Raw genomic sequence first — 18628 nt, 5'->3', positions numbered from 1 at the left:
CGCATGAGTGATAAAGCCGTGTTGAGCTGCCGCAACCTGGGCAAGAGCTACGAGGAAGGCCCGGAGTCTGTTCAGGTATTGTCGGGGTTGAACCTCGAGCTGCACCCGGGCGAGCGGGTGGCCATCGTCGGCAGCTCGGGCTCGGGCAAGAGTACCTTGCTCAATCTGCTCGGCGGCCTCGACACGCCGACCCAGGGCAGTGTCTGGCTGGCCGGCGAGGAGCTGTCGGCGCTGGGCGAGCGGGCCCGTGGCCTGCTGCGCAACCGCGCACTGGGCTTCGTCTACCAGTTCCACCACCTGCTGGCGGAGTTCACCGCCCTGGAAAACGCCTGCATGCCGCTGCTGATCGGCAAGACGCCGATCGCCGAGGCCCGCGAGCGCGCCGAGGCACTGCTCAAGCGCGTCGGCCTGGGGCACCGGCTGAATCACAAGCCCGCCGAGCTGTCCGGTGGTGAGCGTCAGCGCGTGGCGATCGCCCGCGCCCTGGTCAATCGTCCGGGCCTGGTGATGCTCGACGAGCCCACCGGCAACCTCGACCACCATACGGCCATGGGTATCCAGGAATTGATGCGCGAGCTGTCCACGCATTCGCAGACCGCCTTCCTGGTGGTGACCCACGACCTCAACCTGGCGCGCCAGATGGACCGCGTGCTGAGCCTGGAAGACGGGCGCCTGGTGGCGATCTGAATCGCTTGCGCGGGGCGCCTTGAGGCGCTCCGGTTCACACTTAGATTGGGTATCCCTGTTCATGTTCAGACCCTTGTCCTTGTTCATCGGTGCTCGCTACACCCGTGCCAAGCGCCGCAACCACTTCATCTCGTTCATCTCCATGACCTCGATGATCGGGCTGTCGCTTGGCGTGCTGGCGATGATCACGGTGCTGTCGGTGATGAACGGCTTCCAGCGCGAGATGAGCTCGCGCGTGCTCGGCCTGGTGCCCCATGCCGCGATCCTCGGCGCGCAGCCGCTGGACGACTGGCGCAAGGTCGCCAGCACCGCCGAAGGCAATCCGGCGGTGATGGCCGCGGCGCCGATCACCGAGATGGAGGGCATGCTCTCGTACAAGGGGGCGATGCAGCCGATCCAGGTCGCGGGCATCGACCCGGCCGAGGAGGGCAAGGTCTCCATCGTCACCCAGCATATCGTCCAGGGCAGCCTGCAGGACCTGGTGCCGGGCGAGTACGGGGTGGTCATCGGTGAGCTGACGGCGCGACGCTTTCGCCTGAACACCGGCGACAAGCTGACCCTGATCGTTCCGGAGATCAGCAAGGAGCCGGGCGGCATCACCCCGCGCATGCAGCGCCTGACCGTGGTCGGGATCTTCAAGGTCGGCGCCGAACTGGATGGCTCCCAGGCCTATATCCATATCGCCGACGCCGGCGAGATGCAGCGCTGGGCACCGGGCCAGGTGCAGGGCGTGCGCCTGAAACTGCACGACCTGTACGCCGCGCCGCAGGTGTCCAAGGCCATCGCCGCCGGGCTGGGCGACGGCTACCGCGCCGACGACTGGTCGCACACCCAGGGCAGCCTGTTCAGCGCAATGAAGATGGAAAAGACCATGATCGGCCTGCTGCTGATGATGATCATCGCCGTGGCCGCCTTCAACATCATCGCCACCCTGGTGATGGTGGTGAACGACAAGGGCGCGGACATCGCCATCCTGCGCACCATCGGCGCGACGCCGGCGCAGATCATGGGCACGTTCATGGTCCAGGGCAGCCTGATCGGCATCGTCGGCACCTTGATCGGCGGCGTGCTCGGGGTGCTCCTGGCGTTGAACGTCAGCGCCGTGGTCGGCTGGGTCGAGCGGGTCAGCGGGCAGCACATCTTCACCTCCGACATCTACTTCATCAGCAGCCTGCCGTCGGAGCTGCAGTGGGGCGACGTGGCGATCATCTGCGTGGCCGGGCTGGTGATGAGCTTCCTGGCGACCATCTATCCTGCCTACCGGGCCTCGCAGATCGAACCGGCGATGGCGTTGCGTTACGAGTAAGCGCTATCGCGGGGCAAGCCCGCTCCCACGCCGGTCTTTGATGCCTGCAAGTATGAGGTCTGGCGTGGGAGCGGGCTTGCCCCGCGATGCTTGTACACGAACCATGAAACATCCGGTACCGCTTCCCTTCGCTGTCGCTTGCATTGGCCATCTACCTTGAGAATTTTACTTCAAGGAGATCGACATGGATCGTCCCGCTTCCCACCGCCTGCGCCACGGCAGGTGTTCCGAGCCTAGCCGGGTCTACTTGCTGACTAGCACGACCAGGGACCGCTTTCCATTTTTTGAAGATTTCCAAGCTGCTCGTTGCTTGCCTTTCCATTTCAATCAGGCTGAGCAGGAGGGGTCTTTGTGCAGCCTCGCATGGGTGGTCATGCCTGATCACTTTCACTGGCTGATCAAGTTGGGAGATGACACGCTCGCTACGATTATGCGGCGATTCAAGTCGCGCAGCCGATGTTCGCTGTTCAAGCTTGGAAAACTGAAAGGACCATTATGGCAGCCGGGCTATCACGACAGAGCGCTGAGGCGGGAGGAAGATCTTCGCGAATTTGCCAGGTATGTGGTGGCTAATCCCTTGAGGGCAGGTTTGGTCAGGCGGCTGGGGGATTATCCTCATTGGGATGCTATCTGGCTATAGTCCATCGCGGGGCAAGCCCGCTCCCACGCCAGACCTCCTGTTTCCAGGCATCATAATCTGGCTCCCACGCCAGACCTCCTATTTCCAGCCATCATAATATGGCGTGGGAGCGGGCTTGCCCCGCGATGAGGGCTACGCAGGCAACTCGATCACGAACCGCGTCCACCCACCTTCGCACTCCGCCCGAATCTTCCCGCCGTGGGCCTGCACGATCGAGCGGGTGATGGCCAGCCCGAGCCCTGCATGCTCACTGCTGCCCTCCTGGCGCGCCGGGTCTGCCCGATAGAAACGGTCGAACAGCCGCTCCAGCAGTTGCGGGGCGATCGCCGGGCCACTGTTGGCCACCTCGATGCGCAACCCCGGCGCAAGGCTCACACGGATCTCGCCGCCCGCCGGGGTGAAGCGCAGGGCGTTGTCCAGCAGGTTCGACAAGGCCCGGCGCAGCATGTGTCGGTCGCCCTCGGTATGCGCCTGACCCTCGCGAGACAGCCTGACCTCGGCTTCCTCAGCCAGCGGCGCGTAATACTCCAGCAGCGCATCGACCTCGGTCGCCAGGTCCAGCGCCTGACTATTGGGCATCAGCAGGCCATGGTCGGCCTTGGCCAGGTAGAGCATGTCGTTGACCAGCTGGGCCATCCACTGCAGTTCCTCGAGATTGCCATGCAGGGCCTCGCGGTATTCCTCGAGGCTGCGCGGGCGGGTGAGGGTGACCTGGGTGTGGGTCAGCAGGTTGGACAGCGGCGTGCGCAACTCGTGGGCGATGTCGGCGGAGAATGCCGACAGGCGCTGGAAGGCGTCGTCCAGGCGCTGCAGCATGGCGTTGACCGTGCCGGCCAGTTCGGCCAGCTCTTCGGGCATCTCGGCGGCCGGCAGGCGGATGGTCAGCGAGCGGGCGTTGACGCTGGCGGCGACCTTGCCCATCCGCCGCAGCGGCTTCAGGCCACGGCGCACGGCCCAGGCACCCAGCAGCGCGGTGACCAGCGCGCTGAGGCCGACCGTGAGCCAGATCAGGCGCTGCATGCCTTGCAGGAAGTGCTGGTGATGGGTGATGTCGAGGAACAGGGTCAGCTGCGGCGAGGCGGGTCGGGTTTCGTCCAGCGGCAGGCTCAGCCCGCGGTAGTCGATGCCCTGGGTATGCAGGGTGGCCAGGCCGGGCTGATCCGGGGCGTCGGGCAGGTCGCTGCGGCTGGCGAACCAGGTGGTGCCGTCGACCGCGCGCACGCGCAAGGCCAGGTCGGACTGGTGGCTCAGCTCATTGAGCAGTCCCGGCAGGCGCGTGGCCAGTTGCTCGGGGCTGGTGACGCCGTCGAGCAGGCTGCGCATCAGCGACAGGCGGCCGCTGAGCAGCTGCTGGTCGAGTTCGACGAAATGCTGCTCGCTGGCGCGGCTGAACAGCAGGCCGGCGCCCAGCGAGACACTGGCGGTGCAGGCGGCGAACAGCAGCGCCAGGCGGCTGCCGAGTGACAGGCGGCGCATCAGTCCTGGCGCTCCTCGAGCACATAGCCCATGCCGCGCACGGTATGGATCAGCTTGGTGGCGTGGTGGTCGTCGATCTTCAGGCGCAGGCGGCGGATGGCCACCTCGATGACGTTGGTGTCGCTGTCGAAGTTCATGTCCCACACCTGCGAGGCGATCAGCGACTTGGGCAGCACCTCGCCCTGGCGGCGCAGCAGCAGTTCGAGCAGGGCGAATTCCTTGGCGGTCAGGTCGACGCGCTGGCCGGCCCGCTCGGCGCGCCGGCGAATCAGGTCAAGGCGCAGGTCGGCCAGGCTCAGGCAGGTGTCCTGGCTGGCGCTGGCACCCCGGCGCAGCAGGCTGCGCACGCGGGCCAGCAGCTCGGAGAAGGCGAACGGCTTGACCAGATAGTCGTCGGCACCCAGCTCCAGGCCATGGACACGGTCCTCGACGGCATCGCGGGCGGTGAGAAACAGCACCGGCGTGTCCAGTCCGGCCTGGCGCACGGCCTGGAGGATCTGCCAGCCGTTACGCCCCGGCAGCATCACATCGAGGATCAGCAGGTCGTGGTCACCGGTCAGGGCCAGGTGCTGGCCTGTGTCGCCGTCGATGGCCAGCTCCGTGGCGAAACCGGCTTCGCTCAGGCCCTGGCTCAGGTATTGGCCGGTCTTGGCCTGGTCTTCGACGATCAGCAGTTTCATGTGTTTACCAACGGTTAGGGCCAACGTGATGCCGAAATGATACGTGACGATCCGGCGGCCTGCCCAAGCTGACAAAGTTGTAATCTTCCCGTCAGCCAGCTGCCAGCCAGCCTTTTCGAGAATGGCCTCATTCTCCCAGAACGACCCGGAGTCACCCATGAAACACCTGTTCATCGCCGCCGCCCTCGCACTGGTCAGCCTGCCGAGCTTCGCCGACAGCGGCAAACCCTTCGCCTTCGGCGAGCCGGCCGAGGCGGCCAAGGCCACCCGCACCGTCGAGGTGGTGCTCAAGGACATCGCCTTCGAACCCAAGAGCATCAAGGTCAAGGCCGGCGAGACCGTGCGCTTCGTGCTGGTCAACCAAGGCAAGCTGCCCCACGAGTTCAACCTGGGCGACAAGGCCATGCACGCCGAGCACCAGAAGGAAATGATCGCCATGCAGGGCAAGATGTTCACCGCCGGCATGAACCACGAAGGCATGGACCATGGCCAGATGGATCACGGCCAGATGGGCGCTGGCCACGGCCATGACGGCGGCAATACCGTGCTGGTGCAGCCCGGCCAGCGCGCCGAGCTGACCTGGACCTTCCGCAAGTCGGCGCCCATCGAGTTCGCCTGCAACGTGCCGGGCCACTATCAGGCAGGCATGGTCGGCCCGCTGACCATCGAGTGACAACGGCTCCAAGGCGGGGTGCAAAACCGGTAGACTAGGGGCAATTTCGAACCTTCAGGTCAGTTTCCATGCATCCCGCCGCCGAACACTCCCCGCTGGGCAAGTCCAGCGAATACATCGCCACCTACACCCCCTCGCTGCTGTTCCCGATTCCCCGCCTGGCCAAATGGACCGAGCTGGGCGTGAGCGGCGATGCGCTGCCGTGGCAGGGCGTGGACTTCTGGAACTGCTTCGAGCTGTCCTGGCTGCTGCCCTCGGGCAAGCCGGTGGTGGCCATCGGTGAGTTCGCCATCCCGTGCGATTCGCCGAACATCATCGAGTCCAAGTCGTTCAAGCTGTACCTCAACTCGCTGAACCAGACGGTGTTCGAGTCGCTGGAGGCATTGCAGGCGTGCCTGGTGCAGGACCTGTCCGCCGCAGCCGGCAAGCCTGTCGGGGTCAAGGTCAGCACCCTGGCCGAGGTCGAGGGGCAGGGCGTGACTGCGCTGCCGGGCGAGTGCATCGATGCGCTGGATGTGAACATCAGCAACTACGAGCAGCCGCAACCGGAGCTGCTGCGTTGCGCGTCGGAGCGCGTGGTGGAAGAGACCGTGCATAGCCACCTGCTCAAATCCAACTGCCCGGTCACCGGCCAGCCGGACTGGGGTAGCGTGGTGGTGGAGTACAAGGGGCAGGCGCTGGATCATGCCAGCCTGCTGACCTACCTGATCAGCTTCCGTCAGCATGCCGACTTCCACGAACAATGCGTGGAGCGGATCTACCTGGACCTGAAGAACCTGCTCAAGCCTGAGCACCTGACGGTGTATGCGCGGTATGTGCGCCGGGGTGGGCTGGATATCAACCCGTACCGCAGCACCGGGGCGATCAGCCCGCAGAATCTGCGACTGGTGCGTCAGTAGTACGGGCATCGTGGGAGCGGGCTTGCCCCGCGATGGATGGCACCGGCTACGCCGGTCTCGCGGGGCAAGCCCGCTCCCACGTCCCTGTTTGTGCGCGACAGCGCAATGTGATCAGATCCCCATGCTGTGCAGGTGATTGGCGATATTGCGCAGGATGGCGGTAAGGTCTGGGTGATCGGCCTCGAAGCGTTCGACGGCGGTATTGACCCCATCGACCAGGTTGTTGTCCTTGGTCGCTTCTTCGAGTTTGATCTGGGCTTCGATCTGCTGCATCAGTTCATGCAGGTGGTCGCGCTCTTCCAGCGAGAGCGGTGGATTGCGGTCCAGTTGCTCGCGCAGGCTATCGAGTTGCTCTTGCAGTTCGCGGGCAGGCATTGTTCGTTCTCCATCAATGACTTGGCAAGCCATGGACCTCGGCGACACGGTAAAGGTTCTGGCCTGCCTTCTAGCGTAATCCACCTGCCGCTGCTTTGCATGACCCGTATCAACGGGGATGTATCAGGGTTTCTCGCCCTTGTGCCGGCGCTGGGCGATGTCCGCCAGGCACGTGTCGAGGGATTCCAGGTGATCGATCACCGAGTGCACGCCCAGGCCGAACAGCGCCAGGGTCGCCTTGCCACGGGTGCGCTCCTGTTCCTGCCGGGTCATGGCCTGCCATTGGCTGGAGCCCAGGTCGCAGGCCGCCAGACCCACCGTCCACAGGCCGGCGTTGAGCCCGGCCTGCAGCAGCCGCGGCTCGCCGCTGACCAGCACGCAGCCTTCCAGGCGTTGGCTGTCGAGGCTCATCAGCGCCTGCCAGCAGGCGTTGGGCGCCGGCCACTTGCAGCCATTGACCAGATGGCCCGGCAGCCAGTCGGGCAGCACGCTGCTCAGGCGCTTGCCCTGGTTGGCGCTGAGTTCGTCGAGCCAGATGCACGGCACCGCCTGTGAGCGCAGGCGGTGAAGGGAATCGAGGGCGCCGGGGGCGGGCAGGGGGCCGCCGTCGGTTGCCTGGACCAGGCAGCCGCGCAGTCCGAACAGCACGGCGGTGAAGGCGGGTGCGTCTTGCATGGCAACGTCCCTAAATACCCCGCAAGCTACCCGGCGATTGTGACCAAGGGATGACGACTACAGTTGTTCACGAAATATTGACAGAGATATGTAAAACTACCGTTCAGCCAGCAAGCCAGTATACTTGCGCCCTATCGAGCAGCGCGCCAAAGGCCGTTGCCGCCGTGAAATCCGATGGAGAAACATCTATGCGTAGGATCGGTGCCGGAGTGATCGAGCGAGTCACCCAGGCCTGTGTCTGCGCCAGCTTGCTGCTGGCGCCCGTGGCAGTCACCCAGGCGGCCACCGAGGAGGATCCGTGGGAGTCGGTCAACCGACCGATCTTCAAGTTCAACGACGTCCTCGACACCTATGCCCTCAAGCCGCTGGCCCAGGGTTACCAGTATGTCACCCCGCAGTTCCTCGAGGATGGCATCCACAACGTCTTCCGCAACCTGGGCGACGTCACCAACCTGGCCAACAACGTGCTGCAGCTCAAGCCTCGAGCGGCGGGTATCGACACGGCGCGGCTGATCGTCAACACCACCTTCGGCCTGGGCGGCTTCTTCGATGTCGGCACCAAGATGGGCCTGCAGCGCAACGACGAGGACTTCGGCCAGACCCTCGGCTACTGGGGCGTGCCCAGCGGGCCGTACGTGGTCATTCCGTTCCTTGGCCCGAGCACCGTGCGTGACGGCCTGGCCAAGTACCCGGACACCTACACCGAACCCTACCGCTACATCGACCATGTGCCGACCCGCAACTCGCTCATGGCAGTGGACGTGATCGACACCCGCGCCAGCCTGCTGTCGGCGGAGAAACTGATCCAGGGCGACAAGTACATCTTCCTGCGCAACGCCTACCTGCAGAACCGCGAGTTCAAGGTCAAGGACGGCCAGGTCGAAGACGACTTCTGATCGACCGGCTCACGTAAAAGGCGACCTTCGGGTTAATGCCAGTCAGTTAGCGCTTCATCGCACTTATTGGGGCTGCTTTGCAGCCCTTCGCGGGTAAACCCGCTCCCACAGGATCGCGCAAACGCTGAATCGAGCGCTGTACCTGTGGGAGCGGGTTTACCCGCGAAGGGTCGCGCAGCGACCCCAATTGGTTTAACTGACTGGCATTAACCTTCGGGTCGCCTTTTTCGTAACAGTTCAATGCATGGCCAGGATGCGCAGGCCGAACTTCTGCGCGCCGCCGGGCTGGTCGGCGATCCACACCACCTCGGTGCTGGCATGCAGGCCGGCAAGGGCGGCATGGTCGGAGTCGATGCGCACCTCGAGCTGGTCGCCCACCTTGAACCGCTGCGGTGCCTGGACCTGCATGCCGCTGCTGGAGAGGTCGATGCACACGGCGCTGATCACCTGGCCGGCGTGCAGCAGGCTGACCTCGGTTTCAATGCGCATGCGTATGAAATCGCGTTTTTCGCTGTAATCCACGGGGGGCTGGGACATGCTTGCATCCTTTCGTCAGGTTGCGCCGATGTGCTTTCTTATAACGCCGGGTGATTTGCCCTGTAAAGTGCGCGGAAGTCTTCCTTGCCATGCTTGAAACGCCAGGCGGATGGGAGTACCGTCAGCGCCTTACAGGGCACCTCGCTATTTGCCGGACCAGTCTTCTTGTCCTACAACTCAAATAGAGAGTGGCTAGAGAGCATTCCAGTAGCCGTCTGTCGGTCCTTCGCAGCCGCTACGCCAACCCAAATCTGGCGCCGTTCGCCCACATGCAGAAACCCAGTGCAACGCTGCTGATCATCGATGACGACGAGGTGGTCCGTGCCAGTCTCGCCGCCTATCTGGAAGACAGCGGCTTCAGCGTCCTCCAGGCCGGCAACGGCCAGCAGGGCCTCCAGGTCTTCGAAGCACACCAGCCCGACCTCGTGATCTGCGATCTGCGCATGCCGCAGATGGGCGGCCTCGAACTGATCCGCCGGATCAGCGAGCGCGCGCCGCAGTTGCCGGTGATCGTGGTGTCCGGTGCCGGCGTCATGAGCGACGCGGTCGAAGCCCTGCGCCTGGGCGCGGCGGACTACCTGATCAAGCCCCTGGAAGACCTGGCCGTGCTCGAGCACTCGGTGCGCCGCGCCCTCGACCGCTCGCGCCTGGTGCTGGAGAACCAGCGCTACCGGGAGAAGCTCGAAGCCGCCAACCGCGAGCTGGAGGCCAGCCTGCACCTGCTGCAGGAGGACCAGACCGCCGGTCGCCAGGTGCAGATGAACATGCTCCCGGAAAACCCCTGGGTGGCCGGCGAGTTCGCCTTCGAGCACCAGATCATCCCGTCGCTGTACCTGTCGGGTGATTTCGCCGACTACTTCCGCGTGGATGACCGGCGCATCGCCTTCTACCTGGCGGACGTCTCCGGCCACGGTGCCTCGTCGGCATTCGTCACGGTGCTGCTCAAGTTCATGACCACGCGCCTGCTGTTCGAATTCAAGCGTGGCGGCAAGATGCGCGAGTTCAAGCCTTCGCAGGTGCTCAGCCACATCAACCGCGGGCTGATCAACTGCAAGCTGGGCAAGCATGTGACCATGGTCGGTGGCGTCATCGACGAGGACACCGGCCTGCTCACCTACAGCGTCGGCGGCCACTTGCCGCTGCCGGTGCTGTACACCCCGGGCCAGGCCCGCTACCTGGAAGGCCGCGGCCTGCCGGTGGGGTTGTTCGACGAGGCCAGCTACCAGGACCAGGTGCTGGAGCTGCCACCGCAGTTCAGCCTCACCCTGATGTCCGATGGCATTCTGGACCTTTTGCCTGGGGACACACTCAAAGATAAGGAAGCGGCCTTGCCGGAAATCGTCAAGGCGGCGGGTGGTAGCCTGGAGGGGCTGCGCCAACGATTCGAATTGGCTACGCTTGGGGAGATGCCGGATGATATCGCCCTATTGGTGTTGAGCAGGAACCTTGAATGAGTACTGGTAGAATCCAGTTCGCCGAGCAGAGCGGGACCTTCGTTCTGAAATTTGTCGGTGAAGTGCGCCTGACCCTGTGTTCGGCGCTGGATGCGACGATCGAGAAGATCTTCACCGCGCTGAACTTCTCGGCCATCGTCATCGACCTGACCGAAACCGAGAGCATCGACAGCACCACCCTCGGCCTGCTGGCCAAGCTGTCGATCCTGTCCCGGCAGAAAGTCGGCCTGCTGCCGACCGTGGTCACCACCAACCCGGATATTTCCCGCCTGCTGCAGTCCATGGGCTTCGACCAGGTGTTCAACATCGTCGACCGCCCGGTGCCGTGCCCGGAATGCCTGACCGACCTGCCGTCCCAGGACCAGGACGAGAGCGTGGTGCGTTCCAAGGTGCTGGAGGCGCACAAGATCCTCATGGGCTTGAATGACTCCAACCGTGAGGCGTTCCATGACCTGGTGAGCGCGCTCGAGCGGTCTTGATCCTGCACTGGACCTGCCGACGCCATCGCGGGGCAAGTCGCATCGGCGCACCGCCGCTCCCACAGGAAACAATGGTGTTCATTGTGGGAGCGGGCTTGCCCCGCGATGGCGTCACTCCTGGATGAACGCCGTAGCCGGCGAACCATCCGCATTCAACTGATACACCCGCTCCGGCCGCCCCTGGCCATCGAAGAACACCTGCCCCAACCCCGCGCTGTTCCACAACCGCTCCCCTGCCTTGCTCCGGCTGGGCGTGCGCGGCACCACCTCCATTTCCCGGCGCTTGGTAAACCAGTTGAGCGGCGATCGCGGCGAGTACAGCCAGCGATTGAGCCGGTCGAGCACATCCAGCAGGCGCCGGGGAAACTCGTTCTTGATCCCGCTGCTGGTCACCTGCCACAGGTGCGGGCTGCGCTGGCGGTGGCGGATAAGCACCTCATAGACGAACGAGTAGTGCACGTCGCCCGACAGCACCACGTAGTGCCCCGGCGTGCGCGAATGGCGGAAGATGTTGAGGATCACCTGCGCCGCGCCGCGATGGGCCATCCAGTTCTCCGCATCCACCAGCAGCGGGTAGCCCAGGGCGCTGAACACCCGCTGCACGGTCTCGATCAGCTTGACCCCGAAGATCGGCGCCGGCGAGACGATGATCGCCGAAGGATGGTCGAGCAGCGCCTGCTGCAGTTCGCTCAGCGCCTCCCAGTCCAGCAGGCCGGAGGGCTTGGCCAGGCTGCTTTCGCTGCGCCAGCGGCGGGTGCGGGTATCGAGCACCAGCAGCGGCGGGTTGCTGGGCAGCGCGTACTGCCAGCCCTGGAAGCGCAGCAGCTCGCCGATCAGCTCGTCCCGTGCCTCGTTCAGTTGCCGGCATTGCCCGACCAGCGCCGCGCAACCGTCCGGGTCGTTGCCCCAGCCCTGGCACAGCAGGTAGCCGAGCAGGGCGTTGCCGATGATGCGCCGCGAGAACGGGTGGCCGTAGGCGGTCTGTTCCCATTGCGCCGACAGGTTCCAGTCGTCGGTGATGTCGTGGTCGTCGAAGATCATCAGGCAGGGCAGGTGAGCCATTACCCGCGCCACCTGGCCGAGGCCGTCGCAAAAAGCCTCGATCAGCGGCAGTTCGCACTGATAACGGGCCTGGCGCTGCTCGGTCAGGCCCTCTGGCATGTCCATCCGCACCAGGGTCCACGGCAGCGGCGACCAGACCAGCAGGTACATGGCCATGACCTCGGCGAAGGTCACCAGGTGATTGTCGGCGTTGCTGGACGAGAAGATCGGCTTGCGCTTGCCGCCGAAGAAGCGTTCGCGCAGGGTCTCGTTGCCTTCCTGGGCCGGCAGCAGGTCGGCGCGGTGGTAGTAGCAGGCCGGGTGGCGATAGAGTTCGGCGCCGCTGTCGACCAGGGCGCCGTCGAGGGCTTCGTCGAACAGGCCCAGGCGCTCGATCAGTGCGTGGATGGCACGCAGCATGGGGCCGGCGACATCGTCGGCATAGACCTGGTCGCCGCTCATCAGCAGCACGGCGGGGCGTTCTTCTGGGCGCGGGTTGGCGGCAAGCAGGCGGTCGGCGCACAGCAGGCCGTCGGCAGCCGGGTGATGGGGCTTGCGGCAGGATCCGTGGAGCAATTGGTCGAGGCGCTCGCGCAGCACGAAGCTGGGGCGGCTGGCGCCGGGGTAGAGCAGGTGCGGGGCCCAGTCGGCGATGCCCTGGCCGTTGGCCAGGCGCAGGTCGTAGTCGAGCGCCACGTTGCTGGGCAGTGGGTGGTCGAAGTGGATGTCCAGCAGATGGATGAAGGCGTGCACACCGACCGCGATCACCTCGCAGCGCGTGGTGACGCCTATGCCGGCCTGGTCGAGGAGGAACTCGGGTTGCAGCGGTTGCGAGCCGACCAGCCAGATGGCCAGGCGTTGCGGTTCCAGGCGGCGGAGGATGGGGCCGGCGAGGACGAGGGGGAGCGACGGGGTAGGTGTCATCTATCTTGAGCAAAACATGAGAGGTGGGTCTGGCTCAGGCCCTGTGGGAGCGGGTTTACCCGCGAAGAAGGCACTGCGGTGGCTGGCACCGGCTGCGCCGGTGTTCGCGGGTAAACCCGCTCCCACAGGGTGCGTGTTATGGCCTGGTACGAAAACGGGCGGGAAATGCTCTGCATTAACCGCCCGTCGATCAAGCCGAAGATGTATCAGGCTTTGTCAGCCAGCCATCAGCGCTTCCAGCTTCTCCTGGTCGCGGGCGAACTGGCGGATGCCTTCGGCCAGCTTCTCGGTGGCCATGGCGTCTTCGTTCATCGCCCAGCGGAACTGGCTTTCGTTCAACTGCTGCTTGGCTTCGCCGGCATTGCCCGGCTTGAGCAGGCGTGGCAGTTCGCCCTGGTCGTCCGACAGTTGCTGCAGCAGTTCGGGGCTGATGGTCAGGCGGTCGCAGCCGGCCAGTTGCTCGATCTGGCCGATGTTGCGGAAGCTCGCGCCCATGACCACGGTGTCGTAGCCGTTTGTCTTGTAGTAGTCGTAGATGCGGGTGACCGACTGCACGCCCGGATCCTCGGCGCCGACGTATTCCTTGCCGGTGCTCTTCTTGTACCAGTCGTAGATGCGCCCCACGAACGGCGAGATCAGGAACACCCCGGCATCGGCGCAGGCCTGGGCCTGGGCGAAGGAGAACAGCAGGGTGAGGTTGGTCTGGATGCCTTCCTTCTCCAGCTTCTCGGCGGCGCGGATGCCTTCCCAGGTGGAGGCCAGCTTGATCAGCACGCGGTCTTTCGGCACGCCGGCCGCTTCATACAGCTCGATCAGCTGACGGGCCTTTTTCAGCAGCGCCGGCTCGTCGAACGACAGTCGCGCGTCCACCTCGGTGGAGATGCGCCCCGGAATGACCTTGAGAATGCCCGAGCCCACCGACACGGCGAACTTGTCGCAGGCCAGGTCGACATTGCCCTTGGCATCGGCCTTGACCTGCTTGAGCAGGTCGGCGTAACCCGGGATGGCGGCGGCTTTGAGCAGCAGTGAAGGGTTGGTGGTGGCGTCGACCGGCTTGAGGCGGGTGATGGCGTCCAGGTCGCCGGTGTCGGCGACCACGGTGGTGAACTGCTTGAGTTGTTCCAGCTTGGAGGTCATGGGCGTGCTCTGTCCTGTGCAATGACTCGACATTACCCGAGCCCCGACAGCCACTCAAGGCCCGTCGCAGGCGTATCGGGAAACCCTTCGAAGCAGCCCGCTCCCGTGTGTAGGAGCGGGCTTGCCCCGCGAAGGGCTGCAAAGCAGCCCCGGCCAACGCCAGGGCCACGGTAAAAGGCTAACCCTTCGAGTGCCAACCCCGCCCCAGGTTCCCTCAGCGCCCCTGCAACAGCTCGGCGGCCTGGTCCAGCACCTTCAGCGGTTCGCTGGTCTTGTGAATGTCCGCCGACAGCAACTGCCGGAAGCGCCGCGCTCCCGGGAAGCCCTGGCCCAGCCCAAGGATATGCCGGGTGATGTGATGCATCGCGCCGCCGCTTTGCATGTGCGCGACGATGTACGGACGCAGCTTTTCCATCGCCTCGGCCCGGCTGACCACCGGCGCCGTGCTGCCGAACAGTTGCTGGTCGACCTCGGCCAGCAGGTACGGGTTGTGGTACGCCTCGCGCCCCAGCATCACGCCGTCGAAGGTCTGCAGGTGGGTGCGGCACTCGTCGAGGGTCTTGATACCGCCGTTGAGCACCAGCTCCAGGTCCGGGAAGTCGGCCTTCAGCTGCGCCGCCACGTCGTAGCGCAGCGGTGGGATCTCGCGGTTCTCCTTGGGCGACAGGCCTTCGAGGATGGCGATGCGCGCATGCACGGTGAAGCTGCGGCACCCGGCGTCGCGCACCTGGCCGACGAAGTCGCACAGCTCGGCGTAGCTGTCGCGGCCGTTGATGCCGATGCGGTGCTTGACCGTGACCGGAATGCCGCCCGCGTCCTGCATGGCCTTGACGCAATCGGCCACCAGCGCCGGATGGCCCATCAGGCAGGCGCCGATCATGTTGTTCTGCACCCGGTCGCTGGGGCAGCCGACGTTGAGGTTGACCTCGTCGTAGCCGGCCTCCTCGGCCAGGCGCGCGCAGGCGGCCAGGTCCGCCGGCACGCTGCCGCCCAACTGCAGGGCCAGCGGGTGCTCGGATTGGTCATGGCGCAGGAAACGCTGGGCGTCGTTGTGCAGCAGGGCGCCGGTGGTGACCATTTCGGTGTAGAGCAGCGCATGCTGGGAGAGCAGGCGCAGGAAGAACCTACAGTGTCTATCTGTCCAGTCCATCATGGGTGCCACGGAGAAGCGGCGGGATGGCTCGGGGCGCAGGGTGGCGGGTGTGGCGGCTTGAGAATGCATAAGTCTGGGACACGAACTCAGCGAAGCCAGGCGGCGGGGTGCGCTGGCTGGCGATGGAAAGAGTGAATGGCTGCCAGTTTACCAAGCATGGCGGGATTCGTCCGGTTTGATCGGCGATCAGCCTCTGCGGCTTTCCCATCTTTCGCGACACAAGGCCGCTCGTACAGGTGACCGCGCCCCTGTAGGAGCGGCCTTGTGCCGCGAAAGGGTCGCAAAGCGACCCCGGCAGTTCCAAGCCGAACACCAATGCTCAACACCTTGAAAGGGCTGACCTTCAGCGGCTCATCCCCAACTCCGCATCATCCATCAGCGCCTTGGCCAATGCGCTCAGGTAATACGCCGCCCAGAGCATCTGCGGCTTCTCCTCCATGATCCCGCTGATGGTCAGGTCGCGCACGCAGCCCATCAGTTCCGAGGCCTGATCCCGCGCATGCTGGCAAGGGATCCCGGGTTCGATGCAGAACAGCGGGTCGGTCTGGCCTTCGCCCTGGTAGAACTTGGTCTTGCCCACGGTGGTATGGGGCGTGGTGGTCTCTGTGGTCATCATTGAATCTCCCTGAAGTGTTCCGCTGCCTGGTCTGTCGCTATCGCGGGGCAAGCCCGCTCCCACGTCGGGACGCAATGGCGTGGGAGCGGGCTTGCCCCGCGATGACGTCAACTCAGGCGCCATATGCCTTGTGATCTAGTGCAACGGACGCGGCTGTGGGTTCGGCATCTGTACCTGGATCAATGCCGATTCCAGTAGCACGCGCAGTGCCTCCATCTCATGCATGGAGGCCAGCATCAGAATTGAGGCCGGTGACTTGGGCTGCAGCAGAACAGCCTGATGCGCCACGCTTTGCGCGCACAGGGCGTACTCGGTGGCCTGGATGAGGGTGTCTTCGAGGGAGTGGTGGTTGTGGGGTGGGTCGGGGACGATCTTCAACATCACGATTTTTCTCAATGATGCGGTCACCTGCCTGCTGTCAAACAGAAGGGTGGCAGCTGTACGTGGGTTGACAGACCGGCGAAAATCGTAAAATTCCGGCGCACGCAAGCGTGCCCGCACATACAGCCGCCATAAACGGCAAGCCATACACGATTATTCGTCACAGCCTGTCAAAGCTGTGTCGTTGATATTCAACGACAGCCCGAGACTAGAGCTCTGCCCAAGAGGTCGCAACGGAAAAAACGCGGCAGGAGTATGTTTGGGAAATGGACTACAAGGAAGGGGTTAAATCTGATTTCTGCCGCTATTCCAGCAGCTACAACTGCAGCGGGTCGATCAACTGCGGTCCTTCGTTGCGTGCGTTCCCTACCGGTTTACCAACGGGGGTACCACTTGAAATACGCGGCAGACGCGCACCCATTGATGACAACCAGATCGAGGGCCAACTGCCGGAGGTCGTCGTCCATGCTCTCGTAGATCGCGTACCGCCCACCCATACCCCACCTCGCTCGTTTGTCGGCTACATCGCATCCGCGCATTGACCTAGGAAAGGTCTGACAGTTTACTGTATGAATATACAGTCATTCATTTGAGTTGATCTGCCATGACCATCACCTTCCTCGGCGCGCCGACGGGCGGCCCTGCGCTGCTGCCGGTGTATTCGTTCCGTGTGCCGGCCGGATTCCCTTCGCCGGCGGCGGATCATCTGGAGCGTCATATCTCCCTCGACGAGCTTTTCGACCTGCGTGCCCCTCACGTGTACCTGGTGCAGGTGGAGGGCGACAGCATGCAGGGCGCTGGCATCTTCTCGGGCGACCTTCTCATCGTAGACCGCAGCAAGGAGGCTGAGCACGGCGACATCGTGATCGCCGCGATCAACGCCGAGCCCGTCTGCAAGCGCCTGTATCGGCGCAATGGCGTGCTGATCCTGCAGTCGGAGAATCCCGCCTACCCACCGCGGCACGTCATGGAAGGCGACGACCTGGTCATCTGGGGTGTGGTTCGCTACAGCGTGCGCGACCATGCCCAGTGACCAGGTGTTCGCGCTGATCGACTGCAACTCGTTCTACGCGAGCTGCGAGCGCGTGTTCCGGCCGGATCTGGCCAAGACCCCTATCGTGGTGCTGAGCAACAATGACGGCTGTGTGATCGCCAGGTCATACGATGCCAAGCCCTACGTGAAGATGGGCGAGCCCTACTTCCAGGCCAAGGAGAAGCTGCGGCGGCATGGCATTGTGGCGTTCTCGTCCAACTATGCGCTGTATGGCGACATGAGCGAGCGGGTCATGTCGCTGATCGAGTCGATGGTGCCGGCAGCCGAGGTCTACTCGATCGACGAATGCTTCGCTGACCTCACGGGCGTGCAGGGGAGCTTGACCCAGTTCGGCCGGGATGTGCGCGCCAAGGTGCTGCGCTGTACCGGCATCCCCGTCGGTGTAGGGATCGCCCGCACCAAGACCCTGGCAAAGCTCGCCAACCACACTGCGAAGCGCCTGCAGGCGCATACGGGTGGGGTGGTCGATATCACCGATGACTTCAAGCGCGATTGGGTATTGCGCAACACCGAGGTGAAAGAGGTCTGGGGCATCGGCCGGCGAATGACGGCGCACCTCGAGGCGATGGGCATCCGCATGGCCATGGACTTGGCGAAGGCAGATCCGCAGATGCTGCGCGGCAAATTCAGCGTGGTGGTGGAGAAGACCGCACGCGAGCTCGCCGGCACCCCTTGCCTCGAGCTGGATGAGGCTGACCCGCCGAAGCAGGAGATCTGCTGTAGTCGGATGTTCGGCAAGCGGCTGACGGAGCTGGCACCGATCAAGCAGGCGGTGGCCACCTACGCGGCGCGAGCGGCGGAGAAGCTGCGCACCCAGGGATCGGTATGCAAGCGCATGCGGGTCAGCATCCGTACCGGGATGTTCAATCCCGGCGAAGCCAAGTATGCCAAGGGCGCCTTGGTTGAGCTGCCATACCCAACCAACGACACGCTGCTGCTCACCAGGGCGGCCACCGAAGCGGCGGGGCAGGTCTACCGCTCAGGCTTCCGCTATAGCAAGGCCGAGGTTCTGTTGATGGATCTGCGTCAGCCGGGTGAGTTCAGCGATGATCTATTCGCCGTGACGCAGCCGGCGGCATGCGATCGGTTGATGTCAATGCTGGACGAGATCAATGGCAAGTACGGCCGAGGGACGATGCGTACGGCCAGCGTCCCCGACACCCCTGACTGGGGAATGCGGCGCGAGATGATGAGCCGTTCGTACACCACGCGGATCGATCAGCTATGGCGAGTCCGGTAGGAAGGCAGCCCAGGTCATGGGGTAAAAATGGGGCAAACTGAGCACCATTCCATGCCCCTCTATGCCCTTTGGACTCTTCACCGGCAGGTAGAGAAATGCGCCCAAGCCCTTTGCGTATGGGGTTTGGGCGCATTTTCTCGTCAATACTCCAGCACAATCTGGGTGTGCTTGTGTAGACCTCCCGCTTAAGGTAGGCCGGGGATGGTCGAATGACAAGGCCCGAAGCCGTTTAGCCTGACCTTCAGAAGCCCAGCTGAGAGCTGGGCTTTTTCTGGTTATCGTAAAAGGTGGTTGGTGCAAAATTG

The 18628-nt window shown here is 64.2% G+C and carries 21 protein-coding genes; 11 read left to right on the top strand and 10 right to left on the bottom strand.

Annotation, left to right across the window (positions count from 1 at the left end; genetic code table 11):
- The first annotated feature begins 3 nt into the window (after positions 1-3).
- From lolD to K2O50_RS18325, 3 genes are all read left to right on the top strand, one after another.
- A complete protein-coding gene (lolD, locus tag K2O50_RS18335; RefSeq protein ID WP_177330835.1) occupies positions 4-687 on the top strand; it encodes a lipoprotein-releasing ABC transporter ATP-binding protein LolD in 684 nt (227 codons plus the stop codon).
- A 61-nt stretch (positions 688-748) separates the two neighbouring features.
- Positions 749-1993, top strand: a complete 1245-nt coding sequence (locus K2O50_RS18330) for a lipoprotein-releasing ABC transporter permease subunit (RefSeq protein WP_050704851.1) — start codon at positions 749-751, stop codon at positions 1991-1993.
- 184 nt (positions 1994-2177) lie between these two features.
- Complete coding sequence (locus K2O50_RS18325) at positions 2178-2633, top strand: REP-associated tyrosine transposase (protein WP_050704852.1); 456 nt, start codon at positions 2178-2180, stop codon at positions 2631-2633.
- A 132-nt stretch (positions 2634-2765) separates the two neighbouring features.
- Here K2O50_RS18325 and K2O50_RS18320 read toward each other — a convergent pair whose 3' ends face one another.
- Positions 2766-4109, bottom strand: coding sequence for a heavy metal sensor histidine kinase (locus K2O50_RS18320; RefSeq protein WP_177330836.1), 1344 nt, complete (start codon positions 4107-4109; stop codon positions 2766-2768).
- The gene (locus K2O50_RS18315) at positions 4109-4789 is read right to left on the bottom strand and encodes a heavy metal response regulator transcription factor (protein WP_050704853.1); all 681 of its coding nucleotides are present in this window, start codon (positions 4787-4789) and stop codon (positions 4109-4111) included. Before K2O50_RS18315 ends, K2O50_RS18320 begins: the two co-directional genes overlap by 1 nt.
- A gap of 157 nt (positions 4790-4946) precedes the next feature.
- Between K2O50_RS18315 and K2O50_RS18310 the strand changes: the two genes are divergently transcribed.
- Positions 4947-5462, top strand: a complete 516-nt coding sequence (locus tag K2O50_RS18310; protein WP_050704854.1) for a plastocyanin/azurin family copper-binding protein — start codon at positions 4947-4949, stop codon at positions 5460-5462.
- Between the two features lie 68 nt (positions 5463-5530).
- Positions 5531-6361, top strand: coding sequence for an NADPH-dependent 7-cyano-7-deazaguanine reductase QueF (gene queF, locus K2O50_RS18305; protein ID WP_050704855.1), 831 nt, complete (start codon positions 5531-5533; stop codon positions 6359-6361).
- A gap of 111 nt (positions 6362-6472) precedes the next feature.
- Here the strand turns inward: queF and K2O50_RS18300 are convergent, their stop codons facing one another.
- Both K2O50_RS18300 and K2O50_RS18295 read right to left on the bottom strand, forming a co-directional pair.
- Complete coding sequence (locus K2O50_RS18300; protein ID WP_050704856.1) at positions 6473-6736, bottom strand: DUF4404 family protein; 264 nt, start codon at positions 6734-6736, stop codon at positions 6473-6475.
- 123 nt (positions 6737-6859) lie between these two features.
- Positions 6860-7411, bottom strand: a complete 552-nt coding sequence (locus K2O50_RS18295; RefSeq protein WP_050704857.1) for a phosphonoacetaldehyde phosphohydrolase-related protein — start codon at positions 7409-7411, stop codon at positions 6860-6862.
- 188 nt (positions 7412-7599) lie between these two features.
- On the opposite strand from K2O50_RS18295, the gene K2O50_RS18290 reads away from it, so the two are divergent.
- Positions 7600-8307 (top strand): VacJ family lipoprotein, encoded by a 708-nt coding sequence (locus K2O50_RS18290; RefSeq protein ID WP_050704858.1) that lies wholly within the window; start codon positions 7600-7602, stop codon positions 8305-8307.
- A 237-nt stretch (positions 8308-8544) separates the two neighbouring features.
- Here K2O50_RS18290 and K2O50_RS18285 read toward each other — a convergent pair whose 3' ends face one another.
- Positions 8545-8844, bottom strand: coding sequence for a PilZ domain-containing protein (locus K2O50_RS18285; RefSeq protein ID WP_050704859.1), 300 nt, complete (start codon positions 8842-8844; stop codon positions 8545-8547).
- Between the two features lie 269 nt (positions 8845-9113).
- Here K2O50_RS18285 and rssB point away from each other — a divergent pair, with 269 nt between their 5' ends.
- Complete coding sequence (gene rssB, locus K2O50_RS18280; protein WP_028692716.1) at positions 9114-10298, top strand: two-component system response regulator RssB; 1185 nt, start codon at positions 9114-9116, stop codon at positions 10296-10298.
- Positions 10295-10777 carry an anti-sigma factor antagonist RssC gene (gene rssC, locus K2O50_RS18275; protein ID WP_023631332.1) on the top strand — a complete coding sequence of 161 codons (483 nt, stop codon included), beginning with the start codon at positions 10295-10297 and terminating at the stop codon, positions 10775-10777. Before rssB ends, rssC begins: the two co-directional genes overlap by 4 nt.
- A 111-nt stretch (positions 10778-10888) precedes the next feature.
- Here rssC and K2O50_RS18270 read toward each other — a convergent pair whose 3' ends face one another.
- The 5 genes from K2O50_RS18270 to K2O50_RS18250 form a co-directional block, all read right to left on the bottom strand.
- Positions 10889-12742 carry an alkaline phosphatase D family protein gene (locus K2O50_RS18270; RefSeq protein ID WP_050704860.1) on the bottom strand — a complete coding sequence of 618 codons (1854 nt, stop codon included), beginning with the start codon at positions 12740-12742 and terminating at the stop codon, positions 10889-10891.
- Between the two features lie 216 nt (positions 12743-12958).
- A complete protein-coding gene (gene tal / locus K2O50_RS18265) occupies positions 12959-13879 on the bottom strand; it encodes a transaldolase (RefSeq protein ID WP_050704861.1) in 921 nt (306 codons plus the stop codon).
- A 214-nt stretch (positions 13880-14093) separates the two neighbouring features.
- Positions 14094-15101 (bottom strand): tRNA dihydrouridine(20/20a) synthase DusA, encoded by a 1008-nt coding sequence (dusA, locus tag K2O50_RS18260; RefSeq protein WP_050704862.1) that lies wholly within the window; start codon positions 15099-15101, stop codon positions 14094-14096.
- A gap of 274 nt (positions 15102-15375) precedes the next feature.
- Positions 15376-15645, bottom strand: a complete 270-nt coding sequence (locus tag K2O50_RS18255) for a DUF3077 domain-containing protein (RefSeq protein WP_050704869.1) — start codon at positions 15643-15645, stop codon at positions 15376-15378.
- A gap of 138 nt (positions 15646-15783) precedes the next feature.
- The gene (locus K2O50_RS18250; RefSeq protein WP_050704863.1) at positions 15784-16029 is read right to left on the bottom strand and encodes a hypothetical protein; all 246 of its coding nucleotides are present in this window, start codon (positions 16027-16029) and stop codon (positions 15784-15786) included.
- 266 nt (positions 16030-16295) lie between these two features.
- Here K2O50_RS18250 and K2O50_RS18245 point away from each other — a divergent pair, with 266 nt between their 5' ends.
- The 3 genes from K2O50_RS18245 (at position 16296) to umuC (ending at position 18323) form a co-directional block, all read left to right on the top strand.
- Positions 16296-16571, top strand: coding sequence for a hypothetical protein (locus tag K2O50_RS18245; protein ID WP_156329600.1), 276 nt, complete (start codon positions 16296-16298; stop codon positions 16569-16571).
- Positions 16572-16633: 62 nt separating this feature from the next.
- Positions 16634-17062 (top strand): LexA family transcriptional regulator, encoded by a 429-nt coding sequence (locus K2O50_RS18240; RefSeq protein ID WP_050704864.1) that lies wholly within the window; start codon positions 16634-16636, stop codon positions 17060-17062.
- Complete coding sequence (gene umuC / locus K2O50_RS18235) at positions 17052-18323, top strand: translesion error-prone DNA polymerase V subunit UmuC (RefSeq protein ID WP_050704865.1); 1272 nt, start codon at positions 17052-17054, stop codon at positions 18321-18323. The genes K2O50_RS18240 and umuC overlap by 11 nt, the downstream gene beginning before the upstream one ends.
- Positions 18324-18628 lie beyond the last annotated feature (305 nt).

The sequence above is a fragment of the Pseudomonas sp. 2hn genome, assembly GCF_019646095.1.
GTDB classification, from domain to species: Bacteria; Pseudomonadota; Gammaproteobacteria; order Pseudomonadales; family Pseudomonadaceae; genus Aquipseudomonas; species Aquipseudomonas peradeniyensis.
The sequence above is the reverse complement of the archived record's forward strand: the minus strand, read 5'-3'. Positions and strand labels throughout refer to the sequence as shown.

Coding starts and splice junctions, on each gene's coding strand:
- K2O50_RS18330 (WP_050704851.1), top strand. CDS start 749: ATGTTCAGACCCTTGTCCTTGTTCATCGGTGCTCGCTACACCCGTGCC.
- K2O50_RS18250 (WP_050704863.1), bottom strand. CDS start 16,029: ATGTTGAAGATCGTCCCCGACCCACCCCACAACCACCACTCCCTCGAA.
- umuC (WP_050704865.1), top strand. CDS start 17,052: ATGCCCAGTGACCAGGTGTTCGCGCTGATCGACTGCAACTCGTTCTAC.
- dusA (WP_050704862.1), bottom strand. CDS start 15,101: ATGCATTCTCAAGCCGCCACACCCGCCACCCTGCGCCCCGAGCCATCC.
- K2O50_RS18255 (WP_050704869.1), bottom strand. CDS start 15,645: ATGACCACAGAGACCACCACGCCCCATACCACCGTGGGCAAGACCAAG.
- K2O50_RS18300 (WP_050704856.1), bottom strand. CDS start 6,736: ATGCCTGCCCGCGAACTGCAAGAGCAACTCGATAGCCTGCGCGAGCAA.
- K2O50_RS18320 (WP_177330836.1), bottom strand. CDS start 4,109: ATGCGCCGCCTGTCACTCGGCAGCCGCCTGGCGCTGCTGTTCGCCGCC.
- K2O50_RS18295 (WP_050704857.1), bottom strand. CDS start 7,411: ATGCAAGACGCACCCGCCTTCACCGCCGTGCTGTTCGGACTGCGCGGC.
- K2O50_RS18240 (WP_050704864.1), top strand. CDS start 16,634: ATGACCATCACCTTCCTCGGCGCGCCGACGGGCGGCCCTGCGCTGCTG.
- tal (WP_050704861.1), bottom strand. CDS start 13,879: ATGACCTCCAAGCTGGAACAACTCAAGCAGTTCACCACCGTGGTCGCC.
- K2O50_RS18325 (WP_050704852.1), top strand. CDS start 2,178: ATGGATCGTCCCGCTTCCCACCGCCTGCGCCACGGCAGGTGTTCCGAG.
- K2O50_RS18245 (WP_156329600.1), top strand. CDS start 16,296: ATGGACTACAAGGAAGGGGTTAAATCTGATTTCTGCCGCTATTCCAGC.
- K2O50_RS18310 (WP_050704854.1), top strand. CDS start 4,947: ATGAAACACCTGTTCATCGCCGCCGCCCTCGCACTGGTCAGCCTGCCG.
- lolD (WP_177330835.1), top strand. CDS start 4: ATGAGTGATAAAGCCGTGTTGAGCTGCCGCAACCTGGGCAAGAGCTAC.
- K2O50_RS18290 (WP_050704858.1), top strand. CDS start 7,600: ATGCGTAGGATCGGTGCCGGAGTGATCGAGCGAGTCACCCAGGCCTGT.
- K2O50_RS18315 (WP_050704853.1), bottom strand. CDS start 4,789: ATGAAACTGCTGATCGTCGAAGACCAGGCCAAGACCGGCCAATACCTG.
- rssC (WP_023631332.1), top strand. CDS start 10,295: ATGAGTACTGGTAGAATCCAGTTCGCCGAGCAGAGCGGGACCTTCGTT.
- rssB (WP_028692716.1), top strand. CDS start 9,114: ATGCAGAAACCCAGTGCAACGCTGCTGATCATCGATGACGACGAGGTG.
- K2O50_RS18270 (WP_050704860.1), bottom strand. CDS start 12,742: ATGACACCTACCCCGTCGCTCCCCCTCGTCCTCGCCGGCCCCATCCTC.
- K2O50_RS18285 (WP_050704859.1), bottom strand. CDS start 8,844: ATGTCCCAGCCCCCCGTGGATTACAGCGAAAAACGCGATTTCATACGC.
- queF (WP_050704855.1), top strand. CDS start 5,531: ATGCATCCCGCCGCCGAACACTCCCCGCTGGGCAAGTCCAGCGAATAC.